Annotated in this window: 16 protein-coding genes; 11 read left to right on the forward strand and 5 right to left on the reverse strand. The window is 67.0% G+C overall.

Features of this window, described 5'->3' with window-relative positions; translation table 11 throughout:
- The 3 genes from BW991_RS11705 to BW991_RS11715 form a co-directional block, all read left to right on the forward strand.
- Positions 1 to 983: DUF2345 domain-containing protein (locus tag BW991_RS11705; protein WP_139335927.1), on the forward strand; the 983-nt coding region annotated here is incomplete at its 5' end.
- A 9-nt stretch (positions 984 to 992) separates the two neighbouring features.
- The gene (locus BW991_RS23675; RefSeq protein ID WP_076602300.1) at positions 993 to 3,191 is read left to right on the forward strand and encodes a M23 family metallopeptidase; all 2,199 of its coding nucleotides are present in this window, start codon (positions 993 to 995) and stop codon (positions 3,189 to 3,191) included.
- Positions 3,192 to 3,867: 676 nt separating this feature from the next.
- Positions 3,868 to 4,233 carry a hypothetical protein gene (locus BW991_RS11715; protein ID WP_076602301.1) on the forward strand — a complete coding sequence of 122 codons (366 nt, stop codon included), beginning with the start codon at positions 3,868 to 3,870 and terminating at the stop codon, positions 4,231 to 4,233.
- A gap of 18 nt (positions 4,234 to 4,251) precedes the next feature.
- Here BW991_RS11715 and BW991_RS11720 read toward each other — a convergent pair whose 3' ends face one another.
- Both BW991_RS11720 and trmA read right to left on the reverse strand, forming a co-directional pair.
- Positions 4,252 to 5,880, reverse strand: coding sequence for a methyl-accepting chemotaxis protein (locus BW991_RS11720; RefSeq protein WP_076602302.1), 1,629 nt, complete (start codon positions 5,878 to 5,880; stop codon positions 4,252 to 4,254).
- Positions 5,881 to 6,083: 203 nt separating this feature from the next.
- The gene (trmA, locus tag BW991_RS11725; RefSeq protein ID WP_076602303.1) at positions 6,084 to 7,178 is read right to left on the reverse strand and encodes a tRNA (uridine(54)-C5)-methyltransferase TrmA; all 1,095 of its coding nucleotides are present in this window, start codon (positions 7,176 to 7,178) and stop codon (positions 6,084 to 6,086) included.
- A 218-nt stretch (positions 7,179 to 7,396) separates the two neighbouring features.
- Here trmA and BW991_RS11730 point away from each other — a divergent pair, with 218 nt between their 5' ends.
- From BW991_RS11730 to BW991_RS11740, 3 genes are all read left to right on the forward strand, one after another.
- Positions 7,397 to 7,612, forward strand: coding sequence for a DUF3079 domain-containing protein (locus BW991_RS11730; protein ID WP_076602304.1), 216 nt, complete (start codon positions 7,397 to 7,399; stop codon positions 7,610 to 7,612).
- A gap of 165 nt (positions 7,613 to 7,777) precedes the next feature.
- A complete protein-coding gene (locus tag BW991_RS11735) occupies positions 7,778 to 8,107 on the forward strand; it encodes a TfoX/Sxy family protein (protein ID WP_076602305.1) in 330 nt (109 codons plus the stop codon).
- 124 nt (positions 8,108 to 8,231) lie between these two features.
- The gene (locus BW991_RS11740; protein ID WP_084205064.1) at positions 8,232 to 8,807 is read left to right on the forward strand and encodes a class I SAM-dependent methyltransferase; all 576 of its coding nucleotides are present in this window, start codon (positions 8,232 to 8,234) and stop codon (positions 8,805 to 8,807) included.
- Between the two features lie 39 nt (positions 8,808 to 8,846).
- Here the strand turns inward: BW991_RS11740 and BW991_RS11745 are convergent, their stop codons facing one another.
- The 3 genes from BW991_RS11745 to BW991_RS11755 all read right to left on the reverse strand — a co-directional run bounded on the left by BW991_RS11745 (position 8,847) and on the right by BW991_RS11755 (position 12,108).
- Positions 8,847 to 10,961, reverse strand: a complete 2,115-nt coding sequence (locus tag BW991_RS11745) for an AAA family ATPase (RefSeq protein ID WP_076602307.1) — start codon at positions 10,959 to 10,961, stop codon at positions 8,847 to 8,849.
- 206 nt (positions 10,962 to 11,167) lie between these two features.
- A complete protein-coding gene (locus BW991_RS11750) occupies positions 11,168 to 11,686 on the reverse strand; it encodes a glycine zipper family protein (protein WP_076602502.1) in 519 nt (172 codons plus the stop codon).
- A gap of 14 nt (positions 11,687 to 11,700) precedes the next feature.
- The gene (locus BW991_RS11755) at positions 11,701 to 12,108 is read right to left on the reverse strand and encodes a hypothetical protein (protein ID WP_076602308.1); all 408 of its coding nucleotides are present in this window, start codon (positions 12,106 to 12,108) and stop codon (positions 11,701 to 11,703) included.
- A gap of 270 nt (positions 12,109 to 12,378) precedes the next feature.
- Here BW991_RS11755 and BW991_RS11760 point away from each other — a divergent pair, with 270 nt between their 5' ends.
- The 5 genes from BW991_RS11760 to BW991_RS11780 all read left to right on the forward strand — a co-directional run bounded on the left by BW991_RS11760 (position 12,379) and on the right by BW991_RS11780 (position 19,360).
- Entirely contained in the window at positions 12,379 to 13,797 is a 1,419-nt protein-coding gene (locus BW991_RS11760; RefSeq protein ID WP_076602309.1) for an MFS transporter, read from the forward strand.
- A gap of 137 nt (positions 13,798 to 13,934) precedes the next feature.
- Positions 13,935 to 14,348 (forward strand): bacteriohemerythrin, encoded by a 414-nt coding sequence (locus BW991_RS11765; protein WP_076602310.1) that lies wholly within the window; start codon positions 13,935 to 13,937, stop codon positions 14,346 to 14,348.
- Between the two features lie 31 nt (positions 14,349 to 14,379).
- The gene (locus BW991_RS11770) at positions 14,380 to 15,285 is read left to right on the forward strand and encodes a fructosamine kinase family protein (protein ID WP_076602311.1); all 906 of its coding nucleotides are present in this window, start codon (positions 14,380 to 14,382) and stop codon (positions 15,283 to 15,285) included.
- A 79-nt stretch (positions 15,286 to 15,364) separates the two neighbouring features.
- Positions 15,365 to 16,003: a thiopurine S-methyltransferase gene (gene tmpT / locus BW991_RS11775; protein WP_076602312.1), complete on the forward strand. Its 639-nt coding sequence runs from the start codon at positions 15,365 to 15,367 to the stop codon at positions 16,001 to 16,003.
- 213 nt (positions 16,004 to 16,216) lie between these two features.
- Complete coding sequence (locus tag BW991_RS11780) at positions 16,217 to 19,360, forward strand: DEAD/DEAH box helicase (RefSeq protein ID WP_076602313.1); 3,144 nt, start codon at positions 16,217 to 16,219, stop codon at positions 19,358 to 19,360.
- Positions 19,361 to 19,441 lie beyond the last annotated feature (81 nt).

The raw sequence follows: 19,441 nt of genomic DNA on the forward strand, positions 1-19,441 counted from the left end.
GCATCAAGACGCAGGAACTCGCCGCCACCCGCAGCGGCCAGGGCGGCTACAACCAGCTCGTGTTCGACGACACCGCGAATGAATCGCGCATCGAACTGTCGAGCACCGCCCACGACACCCGCCTGCAACTGGGCCACCTCAAGCAGCAGAGCGGCAACGCCCGCGAAGCCAGCCGCGGCCACCACCTCGACAGCCGCGAAGCGATCGAACGCAGCGAAGAGGCCCACGACCTCGTCAAGGGACTCGCCGCGATCGCACACAAGCACCACGCCGGCCTGGGCGCCGACGACACGCCCGACAAACTGCCGGCCGGCACCTCGCTCGATCGCGCCCTGGAAGTCTTGCGCAGCACTGCAGACCGGCAGGCCGCGGACCGCCATGCGACGAACCCCGGCAGCTTCCTCGCCGCCGGCGGCGGCACCGGCACCGTCACCGCCTGGTCCGAACCGCGCGTGCAATACAGCGCCCCCGCCGGCATCGCCCAGCTCACCCCGCAGGACCTGATCCTCGCCGCCGGCACGAACCTCGTCAGCACAAGCCGCGACACCCAGCTCGTCAGCCAGGGCAACCACAGCATGGCCGTCGCCCGCGGCCTGGCCCTGTTCACGGCCGGCAAGGCGGGCACCGGATCGCAGCCGATCACCGAAACCGGCATCCACCTGCATGCCGCCAGCGGCGAAGTCAGCGTGCAAAGCCAGAGCGGCAAGCTCAACGCCGCCGCCGACAAGCGGGTGACCGTCGCCAGCACCACCGCCGCGCTATCGGCCAGCGCCCGCAAGCACATCCTCGCCACCGCACAGGGGGCGTATCTCAGGATCGAGGGCGGCAACATCCAGCTGCATGCGCCCGGCGCCGTAAAGCTGAAGGCGAGTCGAAAGAATCTAACAGGGCCCCGAAGCGCAGCTCCGCTATCCCACAACTTCCCGCGATCTGAACTCGCTATTGAGAGCAAGCGGACCGCGAAATATCCCGTCTCGATCTGAGGCCTCGGTATGCTCATCAGCCCCCCATTCCTTCCCCAGCGCAATGCCAACCAGAGCGACGAAGCGTGGCTCGGCGCGGCGATGACGCAACCTACCGGGCAACTGGCCAACACGGGTGCTCCGGAAGGCTCCTATCCCGTGAGCAACCAATTCGCCTGGCACAACGGCCTACACCTGCAAGGTCAGCAGGGAACCGACGGTCATACCGTTGTGCGGGCCATCGCCGACGGGGTGGTGATCTACGTCGCTCAGCCGAGAGAAGGCAACACGTCCCCCGCTGATCCTCAGAACTACAACCCGTTCGAAGATACCCCCGCCTGGACGGACAACGGCTGCATCATCATCCGACACACTACCGAGATCGGCGCCAACGGCGGCCAACCGACTGAAATCGTCTATTTCAGCCTCGTCACACATCTCTGCCAAATAGCACGCATCACTCCGACCGGCCAAACCTCGCCGCGGATATTGCAGGCCGGCGATCGAGTCTGGCGCAAGGACGAGATCGGGCGCGCGGGGCAGATATATGGCCATTCGGGACAAATTCATTTCGAGATTTGCCTGGACGATGCCAACCTGACGCGCCTCATCGGGCGTCGCCCTGCCTGGGTCGCTCCTGACAACATCCCGGCCCCCACCGCGGACGGACGCATCGACGCAGTCTTTGGCTCAATCTGGTTCTACCTGCCTGCGAGCACACCGACGAGCGCCACCCGGCCTCAGACCCATCAGCGCACAATCACTCAGTCCACCTTGGGCGAACCACTGTGGCTGCAGATGACCTATGACCGGGGTCACTGTAGTTTCACGAGTCACAGCGCTATCGGGCGCAGGTTTCCGCAGCCCCGGCAAGATAATGTCGAATATGACCTTTACAGCGAAGCACATCGGCGGCACAACACCCTGCCGCAAGCCGTGCGTGCGCGGAGCAGTCCGAGCGGCTGGTACGAGCTGCTGCGCTTCGGGCGCAACCTCGGGCGCGGCGCCGCCCAGGCCGACAAGGATCCATTACCCACCGACGTCGCACATTGGCGCGAGATCCCGGGGCCGAACGGGCAATCCATTTGGGCCGACCTGAATGCCGAGGGGACGTACAAATTCAGCGATGCCGATTTCCTGCCGATCTGCGGCTGGAATTTCATAGATGACGACCCCAGCCCTGACGATCAGCGTTGCGACTCCAACAACCTGAAGAATCTGATCGCGGACTCCGACACCCAGCGTACCGGTCGCCTGGAAACGGCCAATCTAGCCCCTAGGCTGGGCGACGTCAATGTCGCCCTAAAACTGCGCCGCCTCGTATGCCGATTCCCCAGCGAACTGGACCAGACCACGATCAATTCGCGCTACGCCTTCGTCCGCGAACTCCAACCTTTCGCCGAGAACGCTGACGCTTGGACCAACTTCGAACAGCACCTGCGCGCTATCAGCTTCCCCGATCTACCGACGGAATACACTGCCGCGGCTTGGCGACTTCACCCCGCTGAATTCATTTCGGTTATGAGAATGAGTGGCTGGCTAAGCCGAACCGAATTAGAGCGAATTTATCCGAACAACTACGAACAAAAATCAGGCAGAGTGATAAATACCGCACCGAATGCGCTGGACGACGCAACGAGAGAAAGATTCCGACACGCAATAAATCTCTGCATTAGAAAATATCTCGTTCATCAACACCCCTCACGACTTAGCCATTTCTTTGGGCAAGGCGCCGAAGAATCAAGAACATTAACGATGATGAGTGAACGGCGTAGCGAGTCCAGTTGCAATCAGCTCTATGGCGGAAGAATGGGAAACGATCAACCCGGAGATGGATACCTCTTTCGCGGAAGAGGCATGAAACAGATCACCGGCAAGTACAATTACTCAGAATATTGGGTATATCGAGGCTGGATTGACCGCCGATCCTACACCGCGTCATGGTGGAGTGCCGCAAGAAATGTAATGCGCCCTCGCATAGACGACCCGGAAAGAGTATTGGCAGATCCTTACACAACGATTGATACCGGTGGTTGGTATTGGACAGCATCGCCACACAGAGGAACCCCTCATGAAAGAAGCTCCATCAATGCGTTGGTGGGCGAAGATAGTCCTGATGATGCCAGCGTCGAAACCGTAACACGCGGAATAAATGGTGGAACGAATGGTCTCGACAACAGAACACACCACACATTAAGAATACACGGGATATTATGTGATGCCGTATAAACCATATATATGGCTGTCTATCATTCTCTCATTATGCATTTCGATTAATGCAAAGGCGAATGATTCTTCATTAACCTTCAGCGGCGGCGGGATCTTATTGCACTACCCGACCTCTGATTATTCGCGCATAACGTATCACGCGCCGGAGATAGCATGCCCGGCTGATGACTCGGCATGCCCAAGTTATTACCACATCAAATTGCGCAAACTTCACCCCATCGGAGGGACTCAGTTCGACTCGGCATCTTCCTGCCTTGACTCAATTACTGTCTGCAGCAACATTCGCGGCGGTCAGAACTACTGGGTCAGCTCAGAAGGCGTGGTGAAGATTTCCGACCCGACTGCTCCGGTTTCAAAGAGGAATATGGGCAAGTGGGTCGTCTACGAGACCTTTTGGCTTTGTGGATGGAGCCCCACGAATGGCGAGTATTCCCCTTATGGCGGACAATGCTATTCGGCTGTTCTATCATCACCAGACAAGACGGTTGAATTCAATTTCTTGCTTGGAGAAGCAGGATGTAGCGAAATTAGAAAATGCTGGAGCACAACCCTGAGGAGACTCAGGCGCATGCTGTCGAGCGTCGAGTAGCCCGGCGTCGTCACAGAACGAAACGGTTCGCACGGAATCATCCGCTCCCCCCTGCGTCAAACTCCGACCAGAACGAAAGGAGTCGCCATGAACTCCCCCATTTCCCCCGACAGGAACGCGGTCTCGACGGCGTTCGAACGCAGCCTGCTCGTACGGCTTCCCTTCGTGCTGGCGGGCGGCATGCTGGTCGCCGCGCTGGCACCGGCACTCGCCCGCCTGATGGCCTGGGCCGGCATCGGTCCGGATCCCACGGCGAGCATCACCACTGCCGACATCATCGGCATCAGCATCCTGGGCCTGACCTTCAGCAGCGTCGCGGTGCTCGCGATCGGGGCCGTGATCGTGCTGATCATGAAGGGACCGGCCTACTTCGCCGATTCCTATCCGCTGCAGGATGCCGACCTTCCCGATCCGCCCGCGCCGGCGCGGCGCACGGGGCCCCGCCGGCACTGAGGTCCGCGGTCGTCCGCGTCACACGCGGAAGCGGCCGACCATTCCCTGCATCTCCTCCGCGATGCCGCTCAGCGTGCGTGCCGAGGCCGCGGTGCTCGACGTCGCGCTGCTCGACGCCTCGGCATTCGTCGCGATCTGCTCGACGCGCTGGGCCACGTCGGTGGCCGCCGCGGTCTGTTCCTTGAGGCCGTCGGCGACGCCGGCGACGACCGTCGCGACCTCTTTCGCCTTGTCCTGAATCAGCGCCATCGCCGCACCGGTGTCGCGCGCGTGCCCGACGCTGGTGTTCACGGCATGGACGCCCGAATGGATGCCGTCGACGACCTGGCGCGTGGCCGCAAGGATGGAATCGACGGTGGTGGTGATTTCCGTCGTCGAGTGGGCCGTGCGCTCCGAGAGCTTGCGAACCTCGTCGGCGACCACGGCGAAGCCGCGCCCCTGATCGCCCGCGCGCGCCGCCTCGATCGCGGCGTTGAGGGCGAGGAGGTTGGTCTGGTCGGCAATGTCCTTGATCACCGCCACCAGCAGCGAGATCTTCTGCGACTGCTCGGCGAGCTTCCGGACCTCGTCGGCCGCCTGCTCGACGGTCACGGCCACGCCCTGGATCTCGCCGACGAGCCGCTCGATGTTCGTCCTGCCGGTCTCGGCGAGGCGGTCCGAGTCGCCCGCGAGCCGGCTCGCGTCGGTCGTCGCCTCCGAGATGTGGTTGATCGACACGGTGAGCTGCTCGATGTTCGCAGCGATCGACGTCGACGCCTCGGCCTGCAGCCCGGCACTGCGTTCGAGCTGCTCGACGTTGCCGGCGAGCTCTCGCGACGTATCGGTGATGCGGTCGGCGTTGCGGCGGGTTTCCCCGAGCGCGCTGCGCAGGGACTCCTGCATCTCGCGCATCGACCGGATCAGCTGGCCGAGCTCGTCGCGGCCGCCGCCGGGAATCGCTCCGGTCAGGTCGCCGCCCGCGATGCGCCGCGACGTCTCGGCCACCGACTGGACCCGTTCGATGATGCGGCGGGAGATCAGGTAGGACACCACGGCCGCGATCACGAGGGCGATCGCCGTCGCCGCCAGCGTCCACACGTGGGCGTCCTGCGCGTAAGCGGCGATTCGCGCCTTCGACGCCGCCGCACCATCGCGGTTGAACTTCACCAGCGCATCGGTCCTGTCGCGCAGCTCGTTCGCGCGTTTTACCCACTCGTCGCGGCGCAGCGCCTGCGCCTCGTTCTCCCGCCCCTCCTTGGCGAGCGCGACGGCCTTCCGCACCGCTTCGCGGTAGTTCGCAACCGCGCCACGGATCTCGCCGAGGAGCCGCTGTTCCGCATCGGACATATCCTGGCGCTCGTACTCGTCAATCGCCTTGCCGAGCGCGGCATCGAGTTCGGACAGGGATTGTTCGATCTTCGCCTTCTCCTCGGGGCTGCCGGGCAGCATGAACTCGAGGCTGCGCACGCGGTAGCGCAGCCGCTCCTGGCTGATGCGGCCGACGAGCTGGACCGAGGGCAGCCAGGTATCGGCAATCTCGTCCGAAGTGCGGATGATCTTGTCGAGCTGGTAGAGGCAGAAGGCGATCGCGAGGATCAGCGAACCGCAGGAGACACCCAGGCTGATGAGCAGCTTGGCGCGAAGACTGATGTTGTCGAACCATTCCATGACGTTCGCCCTCGTCTTGTGATTCTTATGGTCCTGCCGTCCATGTCGCCGCTCAGGTGCGCCCGGCCCGACACGGGACGGACGCATCCCCGCGGCGGCGTCGGGGATGGACTGCCACCCGGCATCATGCCGGGCGGCTATTCATCGTAGACCGTGAATCGCGTTGGTGCCGGAAGACGGCTGTGCGACGCCGGCTACGGCGATCAGCCGCGCCGCGTCAGCAGCAGGCCGGCCTCGAGGTGATGGGTGTAGGGGAACTGGTCGAAGACCGCCGCAGCGGAAATTTCGTGCGTGTCGGCGAGCGCTGCGACGTTGTCGCGCAGGGTGTTCGGGTTGCAGGAGATGTAGAGGATGCGGTCGAAGCCGCGCGCGAGCTTGACGGTCGCATCGTCGAGGCCGCTGCGCGGTGGGTCGACGAACAGCGTCGAGAAGCGGTAGCCGGCGAGATCGACTTCCTTCATGCGCCGGTATTCGCGCCCGCCGGCGAAGGCGTCGCTGATCTCGTCGCTCGACATGCGCACCATGGTGATGTTGTGGACGCCGTTCGCCTCGATGTTGTAGTGCGCGGCGCGCACCGAGGACTTGCTGACCTCGGTCGCCAGCACGCGCTCGAACAGCGGCGCCAGCGCCATGGTGAAGTTGCCGTTGCCGCAGTAGAGCTCCAGCAGATCGCCACCCACGCCCGCAACCTGGCGCCGCGCCCAGCCCAGCATCTGGCGATTCACGCCGCCGTTGGGCTGCGTGAAGCTGCCTTCGATCTGCTGGTAGCGCAGGCGCCGGCCATCCACGTCGAACTCTTCCAGCAGCCAGTCGCGGTCGAGCACGATCTTCTGCTTGCGGCTGCGGCCGATGACCTGCACGCCCAGTCCGGCCGCGAGCGCACGCGCCGACGCTTCCCAGTCCGTATCGAGCGCACGGTGGTAGACCAGGCTCACCATCAGCTCGCCGCTCAGCGTCGCGAGGAATTCGACCTGGAAGATCTTCTTCCGCAGCACCTCGTTCGCCCGCAGGGCGTCGCGCAGGCGCGGCATCAGCGCGCAGATCGGCGCCGCGGCGGCGGGGAAATCGTCGAGCAGCACCGGCGTCTTGGGGTCGTCGGAAGCGAACATCGCGTAGTCGACGAGACCGTCGCCGTGGTGCCACATGCGGAATTCGGCGCGCAGGCGATAGTGCAGCGGCTCGGAGGCGAACACCTCCGGCGCGGGTACGCCCAGCGGTGCGAAATCGCCCGCGAAGCGGGCTGCCTTCTCGGCAAGCTGGCTGGAATATTCGGCGGGATCGAAGCGGGGCAGTGACATCTCGGGTCGGCGGCGGTGGCGCCCTGCGTCGCGCGTGAAACGGAAGCGGCGAACGGGGGCAATCTGCGGAGACGCGACTATACGCCGCCCGCGCCTGCGATGCAGCCGCCGCCGCGGCGGACAGTCTTGACGGGCATCAAAGCCCGCCAACGATGACCGAGTAAACTTGTCGGATATTTCCAGAACCCGCATCCCAAGCGGTCACGAGGCTCCCCGACATGGCCAAGAAGTTTCCCCTGCATCCCAAGCACCCTGAACGCATCTGCTGGGGTTGCGACAAGTACTGCCCGGCCGATTCCCTCGCCTGCGGCAACGGCTCCGGCCGCACCCTGCATCCCGCCGAGATGCTCGGCGAAGACTGGTATGAATACGGCGACTGGGGGCTGGACGTGGCGGAAGAGCCGAAGACGCCCGCTGAACCGGCAAGCCGCTGACACCTTCAGGGGCAACACACCCCATCGCGGGCAGCATGACTTCCGCTGCGACACGCAGCGGTGAGCGACTGCGCCCGCATCGCCCGAACATTCGCCCGCCTCGACCTTGCTGCGGTACTACACTGCAGCATGGGGGTCGCCCCCGATTCGCGGGAGACGCGCAGGATGGCATTCGACGAAGGGCTCGCCGAGCGGCTGCGGGATGAATTCAGGGAGCGCCACGATATCGCCGAGAAGCGCATGTTCGGCGGCCTCGCCTTCATGCTGCACGGCCACATGTGCGTCGGCATCGTCGACGACACGCTGGTCGTGCGCGTCGGCGCCGAACGCTACGAGGAAGCCCTGCGCAGAGCCCACGCGCGGCCGATGGACTTCACCGGGCGCCCCCTGACCGGTTTCGTGATGGTCGCACCGCCCGGCTTCGAGTCTGACGCCGACCTGTCGCGCTGGGTCAGTCGGGCCTTGCGCTTCAACGCTTCGCTGCCGCCGAAATGAGTGGCGACGAGTGGCAACGCTGTGGCCCGGCCCGCGAAAATGCCTCCCCGCGGCCCCTCGCCGCCACTCTCCGTTACATCTCCACACGCAAGCATCCGCCCACGGACCGGAGGGCCTGATTAAGATGGCATCCATGTTCCGCCTCGTCACCCCGTCCGCACACCTGCAGCTGCTGGTCGCGATGCTGCGCAATCCGGGCTCGACCGGCACGCTGCTGCCGTCATCGCGCACACTCGCAAACGCACTGGCGACTGCCGCGGAAGGCGCGGACCTCGTCGTCGAGCTGGGCGCAGGCACCGGCCCGGTCACCGACGCGCTGCTGACGAAGCTCCCCGACGTGCCACTGATCGCGGTCGAACTGCAGGCCGCCCTCGCGCAGCGCCTGCGCCATCGTTACCCGGCCGCGGACGTGCGCCAGGCGACGGCACGGCACGTGGTCGATTCGCTGTTCGACCGCCCGGGGCGGATCGTCCTCGTCTCCAGCCTGCCTTTCCGCTCGCTTCCCGAACACGTCGCGCACGAGACCGCGCACAGCCTGTGCCGCTTTCTCGCGCACAATCCGGAACGCAAGCTCGTGCAGTTCACCTACCACCCGCGCGCGCCCTTCGCGGCGCCACGCCACCTGCGCTGGAAACGCACCGCGGTGGTCTGGCGCAACACGCCGCCGGCGGGGATCTGGGAGCTGCGCCTCGCGCCCTGAGCGGCGCGCCCTACCCGCATCGCGGGATGATGGCCCCAATCATCCCGCAGCGCTCAGCATCGTCCCCCGTCCCGCTGCCGCTGCCACACGCCCTTCCTCGAAGCGGCGGATCTGCGCCAGCGCCTCGTCCAGGTTCATCTCGCCGGCCTCCAGCAGCTTGTTCGCCAGGAATTCCGTCAGCGGCTTGAGCTCCACCAGCAACGCCTTGGTCTCGCCATACAGGCGTTCGCTCTGCACCTCCATGATGGCGCGGGTTTCCTCGTCGAGGGCACGGCTGCCGCCCTGCCCGTCGTTCGTGAGCGCGCCGAAGTTGAGGCGCGTCTTGCGATACATGCCCATCTCGCCGACGGCGTGATGCAGGAGCTGGGTGACGCGGGTGATGTCGTTGTGGGCGCCGTTGGTCGTGCCGTCCTCGCCGAAGAAGAGCTCCTCGTTGGCCATGCCGCCGAGCAGCACGCGCACGTCGTGCTCGATGTCGCCCTTGGTCTTGAGCAGGTTGGTGCCCTGCTTGTGGAACACGAAGCCCAGCGCGTTGCTGCGCGGGATGGCCTTCAGCGAGATCTTGATCGTCTTCATGTCGGCGAGGATGCGGTCCCAGTCGTCGTTGGTGAGCTCGCGCTCGCGCTGCAGGTCGACGAGGAAGTGGCCCCACTCGTGCACGGCGATGATGCGGCGGTCGCGCTCGCGTTCGTCGGTGGTGTTGGAATTGACGTTACCGACCAGCACCCGCTCGGCGGCCTGCATCAGGGTGTCGGCGCCGATCATCTCGCCCGCCTGCACCGCGGTGATGCCGGCCTGGTTGACGATCGTCTCGAGGTCGGCGGGGCTGCGTCCTTCGGTGACGCCGACGAGGTGGCTCAGATCGGGGTCGGACAGCACCTTGTCGGCGCGTTGTGCGAGGTAGTGCTGGATGATCGCGAGCCGCTCCTCGCGGTTGGGCAGGCGGAAATCCACCTTCATCTGGAAGCGGCGCAGCATCGCCTCGTCCATCTGCATCGTCTGGCTGTTGAAATTGCTCGCCACGATCCAGATGATCTCGGCCTCGTCCTTGCTGCGCACGCCGTCGAGCACGGCGAGCAGCGTGTTGGCGGTATCGTCGTCGAACTTGCGCCGTCCGCCGCGCTTCATGAAGAGGTCCTGCGCCTCGTCGAGGAAGACGATGCAGCGCTTGCGCCGCTTCGCCATCGACACGATGCGGTTGAGGGTGTTCGCGCCGCCCGCGACGAAGCCGGTCTCCAGGTTCGCCGCCGAGTGGAACAGGATGGGCAGCTTGAGCTCCTTCGCGAGGTAGCTCGCGAGCTTGGTCTTGCCGGTGCCCGCGGGGCCGCTGAACATCACGTTGAACGGCTTGCGGATGCCGTATTCGGCGTACAGCGCGCGCCGCTCGTACTGGTCCTTGATCTGCGCGACCTCGGCCTTGATATCGTCCATGCCGACCAGTTCGTCGATGGAGCCGCTCACCTGCCCGGGCTCGATGAACTTCAGCGACTTGAACTGACCGCGCAGCTGCATGAACAGGAAGGCCAGCAAGCCCAGCATCAGCGCGCCCGACAGCACGCCGCTGGCCGCGGAGCGCCAGCCGTCGTCGGCCGAACGCGGGCGCCCGTTGGCGAAGCGCTGGTCGAGACGCTCGAACACCTTGAGCGCCCCCTCGCCGAGTTCGGCGCGGGGAATGAAGGCGAGCCGGCCGGACCATGGCGCGGAGACCGCCCTGTCGGCGAAGATCTTCGTTTCCAGGTCGCTCGGATAATAGGCGTGCTGCTGACCCTGCGACTGCACGAGGATGATGCGCTCGGACAGGTTCCACATCAGCGGCTCGTAGATCACCGTGACGCGCTCGACGGGGTTCGCATCGAGGAAGCCGAGTACCGAGCCGCTGCCGAGCACCACCGGCACGCTCTCGTCGAAGGTCCACACCCCCGCCCCGCCGGCGACCGCCATCGCCTTGACCTCCTCGGCCAGCACGGCGCGCTTCTGCGCCAGCATCAGGGAATAGAGGCCGGTGAGGGGGATCAGCAGCGCGATCGCCACGACCAGGACTTTGACCAGCGAGGACTGGATCGCGAACCAGTCCTGCAGCCGGCCGGCGGACTTCCTCAGCCTGTGCCAGGGACCGGCCGGCCCGGCAGTGCGGGAATTCGACTCATCTGACATGGCGGTCCTCCACTACGGTCGCACCGCGGGGTTACGGCACGGAATCGCCGATCGGCGCGGCGGCACCCGGCATGGCCGCCCGTACAGCGCTGCTCGCCCCGACGCGCTCGCTGTCCAGCGTCGCGGAGATCCAGCATAGCGATCCGTCGCGCCGGCCTGGCGTGAAGTATTGAACGCAGGCGTGACGATCACCGTCGCGACGCGCGTCAGCGCACGCCGGGCGGCGGCGGAGGGGGCATGCCGGCGGGCGGGGGCGGCGGCGTGCTGCGGTAGCGATCCGAGCGGCTCGGCGAGTAGCGGCCCGACACCGGTACGCGATGGCCGCTCGCGTACATGCACTGCACGTAGGCGTGGTCGTAGCGCCGCTGCGCGTCGTAACCGGACACCTCGGCCGCACCGCTGCCCGCGGCGCTGCCGATCAGCAGGCCGGTGCCGGCACCCACGCCCGCGCCACGCCCGCCATCGACGGCGGCACCGACCGCCGCGCCGATCGCCGTGCCGACCACTGCGCTGCGCACGCCGGCATCGGCCGCAGCCTGCCCGGCGGAGCGGCCGCCGATGTATTCGTACGCGTACTGGCGGCAGGCCGAGTCGTCGGCGCGGAACTCATTGAAGCTCGCGCCGGTGCCCGGGAGCACGAGCACGTTCGGCCCGGACGGCATCGACACGCAGCCCGCGGTCACGAGCGCCGCCGCGAGCGGCACAAGACAGATACGGATGTTCATGTACGGATCCTCCCTCAGCGCGACGGCCGCGGCGCGACGCGTTCCCACCCGCCGGGGCATTCCTTGACGTAGGGGTAGTAGCCCTCGGGGCGGTCGCAGTAATACCAGTAATTGCCGGCGGACTTCCCGCCGCCATCCGCGTCGTCGCGCTCGATATACACGGGCGGCGACGACGGCACGGTGACGACCGGCGGATAGGCGTAATACGGCGGGTAGGCGTAGTAGGGGTAGGGCTCGTAATAGCGGTAAGGGGAGCCGTAATACGGGCCCGGCCAGCCCCAGAACAGCGGGATCCCGATGTGCACGCCCAGGCTCGAGTGGCCGTGATGCCGGCCGATGCGGCCGCGATCCGCAGACGCGACGTCCGGCAACGCGACGCCCAGCACCAGGATCGCCGCAAGCGCAAGTCTGAACCATTTCATGGTGACCTCCCGTCGGCAGGATGACACGTCCATTCAACGTGCGAACTCATGCAAAAGACCACAATCCGGCCGAGGAATTCCCGCGCGAGTGTGACGTATTTTGTCATCCGCCCGCCCAAGGCCGTTTCGGCACCGACCTCATGCCTACCGGGAATCGCGTTACTAATGTGATACAAATTGCTTGCCGTCCATCAATCAAGATAGTATCGTTTTCCACGAAGAGGATCGCCCGAACCCGGAGCGAACCCGCCAATCACCGGAGACACACCGATGCAGCAGAAGTCCTCGTCCGCCCCCGTCGATATCGGCGGGATACTCGACTACGGCCCGTTCACATCGATGCAAAGGCTCGTCGTGATGCTCGCCGCCCTTGCAATCGTCATGGACGGCTTCGACGGGCAGCTCATCGGCTTCGCCATCCCGGCGCTGATCAAGGAATGGGGCATCACCAAGGCCGCCTTCGCGCCCGCCGTGGCCGCGGGCCTGGTCGGCATGGCCGTCGGCAGCGCCTGTGCCGGCATCGTCGCCGACCGCATCGGCCGGCGGCTGGTGCTCGTCGCCAGCGTGTTCCTGTTCGGCGCCGCGACGATTGCGATCGGCTTCGCGCCCGACGTCACGGCGATCGCCGCGCTGCGCTTCCTCGCCGGCCTCGGCATCGGCGGCGCGCTGCCGAGCGCCTCGACGATGACCGCCGAGTTCACGCCGGCGCGCCGCCGCACCCTCGCGGTCACCGCGACCATCGTGTGCTATCCGCTCGGCGGCATGCTCGCCGGCCTGTTCGCCGGCGCCGTCCTGCCCGTGCTCGGCTGGCGCGGCCTGTTCTGGATCGGCGGTGCGCTGCCCGTCGTCTACAGCCTGGTGCTGCTCGCGCTGCTGCCCGAATCGGCCCGCTACCTCGCGCGCAAGACCGCCCGCTGGCCCGAACTGCGCCGCCTGCTCGCGCGCATGGAACGCCCCGCCGACCCCGGCACGGTATTCGTCGACGTGGCCGAAACCGGCAGCGAGCAGCGCGCCGGCTTCGCCGCGCTGTTCCAGAGCGGCCGCGCGCGCGACACGCTGGCGATCTGGGTCGGCTTCTTCCTCGTCATGCTCGCCACCTACACCGCCTTCAGCTGGCTGCCGACGATGCTCGCCGCCGAAGGCCTGCCCGCCGCCCTGGCAGGCTCCGGCCTCACCGCGTACAACCTCGGCGGCGTGATCGGGTCGCTCGGCTGCGCACTGGCCATCACGCGCTACGGCTCGCGCTGGCCGCTGATCCTGTGCAGCATCGGCGCCGCGGCCAGCGCCTTCGTGCTGCAAGGCGTCGACTTCGCCACGAACACCACCTGGCTGATGATCGGACTCGGCGTGCACGGCATGTTCGTGATCGCCGTCCAGGCGACCATGTATGCGCTGTGCGCCTTCGTCTACCCGACCATGATGCGCGCCACCGGCACCGCCTCGGCCCTGTCCTTCGGCCGCCTCGGCGCGATCCTGAGCTCCTTCGCCGGCGCCGCCGTCATCACCTCCGGCGGTGCGGACAGCTACCTGTCGCTGCTCGGCGGCGCCATGGTGCTCACCTTCCTCGCGCTGGCCGTCGTCAAGCGCCACATCCCGGGGCTGCACAGGCAAGTCCGCGCCGAACCGGCAGCGGAACCGGCCGCACCCGCCCCGTCCTTCGCGGTAAGCGCGCCGCGCCCGGGGGCCTGAAACCCCTCGTAGCACACCCGATCGCGCCCCCGGCTGCCCCCGCGTTCATATTCGGTTAGGATATGCGCGGGGGCCCCCTCCGCGCGGATCCTGCCGCACAGCGAGGCACCGCCCCGACTCGCCAGGCGGAGACGGACGTGATTGACATCAAGTGGGACAGCAAATTCGAGGTCGGACACCCGCGCATCGACGCCGAGCACCGCGCCTTCGTCGACCTGATCCGCGCGGTATCCGTCGAGGCAGACCGGAACTGCCCGAAGGAAAAGGCCATGCGCCTGCTGCTCGAGGTGCGCAAGTACGCGGAATTCCACTTCGTCAGCGAAGAGAACATCATGCTCGACGTCGGCTATCCGCACTACGAAGAGCACCGCGAGGAACACGAGTGGCTGCTGCGCCGGCTGGAGCACGAATGCAACCTCTACTACACCGACAGCGCCCCCCTCCAGGAACTCGCGCACTTCATGTTCGACTGGTTCGCGATGCACACGACCGTCGCCGACAAGAAGCTCGTCGACAGCATCGCCGCACACAACGCCACCCCCGCCCCCTGACGCGCAACGGCCTCGATCGGAGCCTCTGCCGTTGACACCACCTCCGCACACTCCGGACGAGCGGCTCGCCCGCGCCCTCAAGGCCGCCAGCGGCATCGACGTCGCCGGCGCACGGCTGAATCCGGTCGGCGGCGGCTGCATCAATCGCACGCTGGAAGTGCACGCGGGCGACCGGACATATTTCCTCAAGCTCAACGCCGCCGCCGCGCTGCCGATGTTCGAGGCCGAGGTCGACGGCCTCGCGGCGCTCGCCGCCTGCGACGCCTTCCGCGTGCCGCGCCCGCTCGCCTACGGCGCGACCGATGACGAGGCCTTCCTGCTGCTCGAACACCTGCCGCTGCGCCCGCTCGCGAGCGCCGACGACGGCCGACGCTTCGCCGAGGCGCTCGTCGAACTGCACCGCGACACCGGCGAGCGGTTCGGCTGGACGCGCGACAACTACATCGGCGCCACACCCCAGCACAACACGCCCCACGACGGCTGGGCCAAGTTCCTCGTCGAATGCCGCCTCCTGCCGCAGCTGCAGATGGCGCGGGCGAAGGGCCACGGCGGCGCCCTCGGCCGCGACGCCGACAAGCTCCTCGAACGCATCCCGGCCCTGTTCCTCGACTACCGGCCCCGCCCCAGCCTGCTGCACGGCGACCTGTGGAACGGCAACGCCGCCATCGCCGCGGACGGCAAACCCGTCATCTTCGACCCCGCCGTCTACCGCGGCGACCGCGATGCCGATCTCGCGATGAGCGAACTCTTCGGCGGCTTCCCCGCGTCCTTCTACGCCACCTACCGCAGCGCCTGGCCGCCCGCCGAAGGCTACGAACTGCGCAAGACGCTCTACAACCTGTACCACATCCTCAACCACCTCAACCTCTTCGGCCGCGCCTACCTCGGCCAGGCCGAACGCATGATCCGCACGCTGGCAACGGAACTGCTCCGCTGACTCGTCCGGGAATTCAGTCCCGTCCGCGCCTCCGTTAGACTATCCGCTCCGCCGCACCATCACCGCAGGAGCTCTGCTCATGGACGCCAACTTCTGGCACGCAAAATGGGAACGCAACGAGATCGGCTTCCACGGCAGTGAAGCCCATCCGCTGCTGCGCGAACACCTCGACGCGCTCGCGCTCGCACCGGGCAGCCGCATCTTCCTGCCGCTGTGCGGCAAGACACTGGACATCCACTGGCTGCTCGCCCAGGGCTATCGCGTCGTCGGCGCGGAACTGAGCCCGCTCGCCGTGCAGCAGCTCTTCGCCGAGCTCGGCGTCGAACCGACGGTGTCTCGCGTCGGCGCGCTCGACCACTATGCCGTCGAGGACCTCGATGTCTATGTGGGCGACATCTTCGATCTCACCGCGGAAACCCTCGGCCCGGTCGACGCGGTCTACGACCGCGCCGCACTCGTCGCGCTGCCGCCCACCATGCGCCCGCGCTACACGGTCCATCTCACCGCGATCACGCACGAAGCGCCGCAACTGCTCGTCTGCTTCGAATACGACCAGAGCCAGCACGCCGGGCCCCCGTTCTCGATCGACGCAGACGAGGTACGGCAGCACTATGCCGACCGCTTTGACCTGACACGGCTTACCCAGGTCGACGTCGCCGGCGGCCTCAAGGGCAAGTGCCCGGCCACGGAGAGCGTCTGGCTGCTGCGTAAGGGCTGAGGCACCCCTTTCTCCGCACGGAGGGCGGGAGGCGCGCGGCACGCCCCGCCACGCGGCGCCCGGACGAGTTCTGGTACCCGGAGCACCGCGTTCCTCCCAGCCTTGCGGAATTCGCGTCCGACGGGCGGATTCCGCCGCGTCGCACCAGGCCGCTGGAGTATGCTTCGGCGATACCAACTGTGAGCTGCACGCCCCTGCAGCAGGCCCGCGCCCATGACCAGCCTGCCCGACGGCCTCTACGACCTGCTTCTCGACGCCCGCCTACGCGAGCTCGCCCTGCAGCTGCGCGATGCCGGCCAGGCCGAGGTCGAGCCCCTCACCGGTGCCGCCCGGCGGCGGCGCCTCGCCGAAGTGCTCGCGCGACTGCTGCCGGAACTGCTCGACGAGGCCGCCGATGCCGAGGATGACGCCGCGCGTGAGCAGCTCGAACTCGCGCTCATCAACGGCCTGCTGACCCAACTGCGGCAGGGCGACGCGGCCACCGCCCAGTGGACCGCGCCGGTGCTCGCGCTGCGCGCGATCCATCGCGGCCAGCCGCGCCCGACTCAGCCACCCACCGGCCTGCTCGCGCCCTGGCTGTTCACCGCCGGCCGCGCCGACCCCTCGCTGTTCGCGGAACTGCGCGCCGAGCTCGGCTCGGCCGACCGCGTCGACATCGTCGTCAGCTTCATCACCTGGAGTGGGCTGCGGAAACTCCTCGACATGCTCGAATCGGTCACCGCGATCGGCGCCAACGGCCAACCTCGTACGCTGCTACGCGTTATCACGACAACCTACACCGGCGCGACCGAAGCGCGCGCCGTCGAAACGCTCGCGGCACTCCCCGGCGTCGAACTGCGCGTCTCGCTAGACGGGCGTCGCAGTCGCCTGCACGCAAAGGCGTGGCTTTTCCACCGCGCGACCGGCTTCGGCACCGCCTTCGTCGGCAGCGCCAACCTGTCTGCCGCGGCACTGCTGGGCGGTGTGGAATGGACGGTGAAATTCACGCAGGCCGGACAGACCGACCTCTTCGCCGCCGCGGAGGCGCATTTCGAGACGCTGTGGAACGACCCCGAATTCCAGCGCTTCGACCCGCATAACGACCAGCACCGCCTGGAACTGCGCCGCGCACTGCAGCAGGCCCGGGGCACAAGCCTCGAACCAATCGCGACGCCGACCTGGTTCGACCTGCAGCCCAAGAGCTACCAGCAGGCGATGCTCGACCGCCTCGGAGCCGAACGCCGCCACGGCCGCACGCGCAACCTCGTCGTCGCGGCCACCGGCACCGGCAAAACGGTCGTCGCCGCGTTCGACTACAAGCGCCTGTGCGAGCAGCAGGGCGGCAAGCCGCGCCTCTTGTTCGTCGCGCATCGCATCGAGCTGCTGCGGCAGGCGATCGAAACCTACCGCCAAGTGCTGCGTGCACCGGCCTTCGGCGAACTGCTGGCCGACGGCAGCCAGCCCGACAGCAGCGAACACCTCTTCGCGACCATCATGTCGGTCGCCGCGCGTGATCTACTCGCGATCCACGGCGCCGACTACTGGAACACCGTCGTCATCGACGAATGCCACCACCTGCCGGCGAGCCAGTTCGACGCCTTCGCCACGGCGATCCGCCCGCGCTTCCTGCTGGGCCTCACCGCGACGCCCGAGCGCGCGGACGGGCGCTCGGTGCTGCAATACTTCGACGCGCGCCCCGACGGCAGCCCGGCCGTCGAACTGCGCCTGTGGGACGCGCTCGACCAGCAACTCCTCGCCCCCTTCGAATACTACGCGAGCACCGACAGCACGGACCTCAGCGGCATCCGCTGGAACCAGCCCGGCGAACTCGCCCAGCTCGCCAACGTCATCAGCGGCAACGACGCGCGCGCCCGTCTGGTGATCCACGCGATCGAGCAATACGTCGCCGACCATGGCGCGATGCGCGCGATCGCGTTCTGCGTCGACATCGCCCACGCGAACTTCATGGCCGAGCGATTCACCAAGGCCGGCCTCCCCGCGCTCGCGATCACCAGCGCGACGCCGCGTGACGTGCGCGAACGCGCCCCGCAGGAGCTCGCCGCCGGCTCGCTGAAAGTGCTGTGCACCGTCGATCTCTACAACGAAGGCGTCGACATCCCGGAAGCCAACACCCTGCTGCTCCTGCGCCCGACGCAGAGCCCGGTCGTGTTCCAGCAGCAGCTCGGCCGCGGCCTGCGCCTTGCGGACGGCAAGGACAGCTGCCTCGTCCTCGACTTCGTCGGGCGGCTGCAGAACGACTTCCGCTTCGACCTCCTCTACCGCGCGATCACCGGCCTCAACCGCCAGCAGCTCATCGAGGCCGTCGAACAGGGCTTCACGACATTGCCGCCCGGCTGCCACATCCAGTTCGACCGGGTCGCTCGCGAGCGCGTGCTGAGCGGCCTGCGCCAGATCAGCAACCAGAACTGGCGCCGCCTCACCGCGGAACTGCGCTACTACGCGACGACCCGTCGCGGCGCGCCGCTGACGCTCGCCGACTTCGTGCGCGACCAGTGCCTGGACCTCGAAGACCTCTACGACGGCAAACCCGGCTGGACCGCACTCTGCCGCGCCGCCGGCCTCGAAAACGCCGCGCCCGCCCCCGACGAAACCTACCTCGGCAAACACCTCGGCGCACTGCTGCACGTCGACGACCCCGAGCACCTGCAGATCCTGCGCCGCGTCGCCGAAGACCCCGCGGCGCTCCTCGCGCAGTGCGCGCAACTCACGCCCACCGTGCAGCGCCGCATCCAGATGCTCGCCTACCAGGTCTTCAGCGACCGCAACGCCCTGATGGACGTCCCCGCCTTCCTCGCCCGCATGGCCGCCAATCCCGCGATGTGCCGCGAACTCGCCCAACTCGCCGCCTGCCTCGACGAGCGCGCCGACCTCGACCCGCAACCTCTCCCCGGTGCCCCCGCCGACTGGCCGCTGAGCCTGCACGCCGCCTACGAGATCCGCGAAATCCTCACCGCCGTCGGCTGGCTCACCCCGGAACGCCGCGCCCCCTTCCAGGCCGGCGTGCTGGCGCTACCTGAACACCAAACCGAACTCCTGTTCGTCACCCTCGACAAGCGCGACGGCTTCAACGAGCGCATCGCCTACCACGACTACGCGATCAGCCCGGAGTTCTTCCACTGGCAGTCGCAGAACTCGGCCGGGCCGGACACGCCCGCCGGACGCCGCTACTGCGAATCGCCGGGCAATGGCTGGCAGTTCCAGCTCTTCGTGCGGGAAGCGCGCGGGCAGGCGTACCGGGCCTTGGGGCCGGTGACGCTGGAACGCTGGGAGGGAGATCGGCCGCTGTCGATCACGTGGCGGCTGGAGCGGGCGTTGCCGGTGGCGTTGTTCAGGCGCTACAGCGTCTTGCGGGCGTGAATCCGAAGCCGGCCGCTGTTTCTGCCTCATGCCGGACCGCTTTAGATGGACGCCGCACTTTTACGGTTTGAAATATATTTA

The sequence above is a fragment of the Aromatoleum tolulyticum genome (assembly GCF_900156155.1).
Taxonomy (GTDB): Bacteria; Pseudomonadota; Gammaproteobacteria; order Burkholderiales; family Rhodocyclaceae; genus Aromatoleum; species Aromatoleum tolulyticum.

Bases quoted from the DNA above. Each gene is read 5' to 3' on its own strand.
- BW991_RS11735 (WP_076602305.1), top strand. From the start codon at position 7,778: ATGGCATTCGACGAAGGGCTCGCCGAGCGGCTGCGGGATGAATTCAGG.
- BW991_RS23675 (WP_076602300.1), top strand. From the start codon at position 993: ATGCTCATCAGCCCCCCATTCCTTCCCCAGCGCAATGCCAACCAGAGC.
- BW991_RS11760 (WP_076602309.1), top strand. From the start codon at position 12,379: ATGCAGCAGAAGTCCTCGTCCGCCCCCGTCGATATCGGCGGGATACTC.
- trmA (WP_076602303.1), bottom strand. From the start codon at position 7,178: ATGTCACTGCCCCGCTTCGATCCCGCCGAATATTCCAGCCAGCTTGCC.
- BW991_RS11720 (WP_076602302.1), bottom strand. From the start codon at position 5,880: ATGGAATGGTTCGACAACATCAGTCTTCGCGCCAAGCTGCTCATCAGC.
- BW991_RS11755 (WP_076602308.1), bottom strand. From the start codon at position 12,108: ATGAAATGGTTCAGACTTGCGCTTGCGGCGATCCTGGTGCTGGGCGTC.
- BW991_RS11750 (WP_076602502.1), bottom strand. From the start codon at position 11,686: ATGAACATCCGTATCTGTCTTGTGCCGCTCGCGGCGGCGCTCGTGACC.
- BW991_RS11780 (WP_076602313.1), top strand. From the start codon at position 16,217: ATGACCAGCCTGCCCGACGGCCTCTACGACCTGCTTCTCGACGCCCGC.
- BW991_RS11730 (WP_076602304.1), top strand. From the start codon at position 7,397: ATGGCCAAGAAGTTTCCCCTGCATCCCAAGCACCCTGAACGCATCTGC.
- tmpT (WP_076602312.1), top strand. From the start codon at position 15,365: ATGGACGCCAACTTCTGGCACGCAAAATGGGAACGCAACGAGATCGGC.
- BW991_RS11740 (WP_084205064.1), top strand. From the start codon at position 8,232: ATGGCATCCATGTTCCGCCTCGTCACCCCGTCCGCACACCTGCAGCTG.
- BW991_RS11715 (WP_076602301.1), top strand. From the start codon at position 3,868: ATGAACTCCCCCATTTCCCCCGACAGGAACGCGGTCTCGACGGCGTTC.
- BW991_RS11745 (WP_076602307.1), bottom strand. From the start codon at position 10,961: ATGTCAGATGAGTCGAATTCCCGCACTGCCGGGCCGGCCGGTCCCTGG.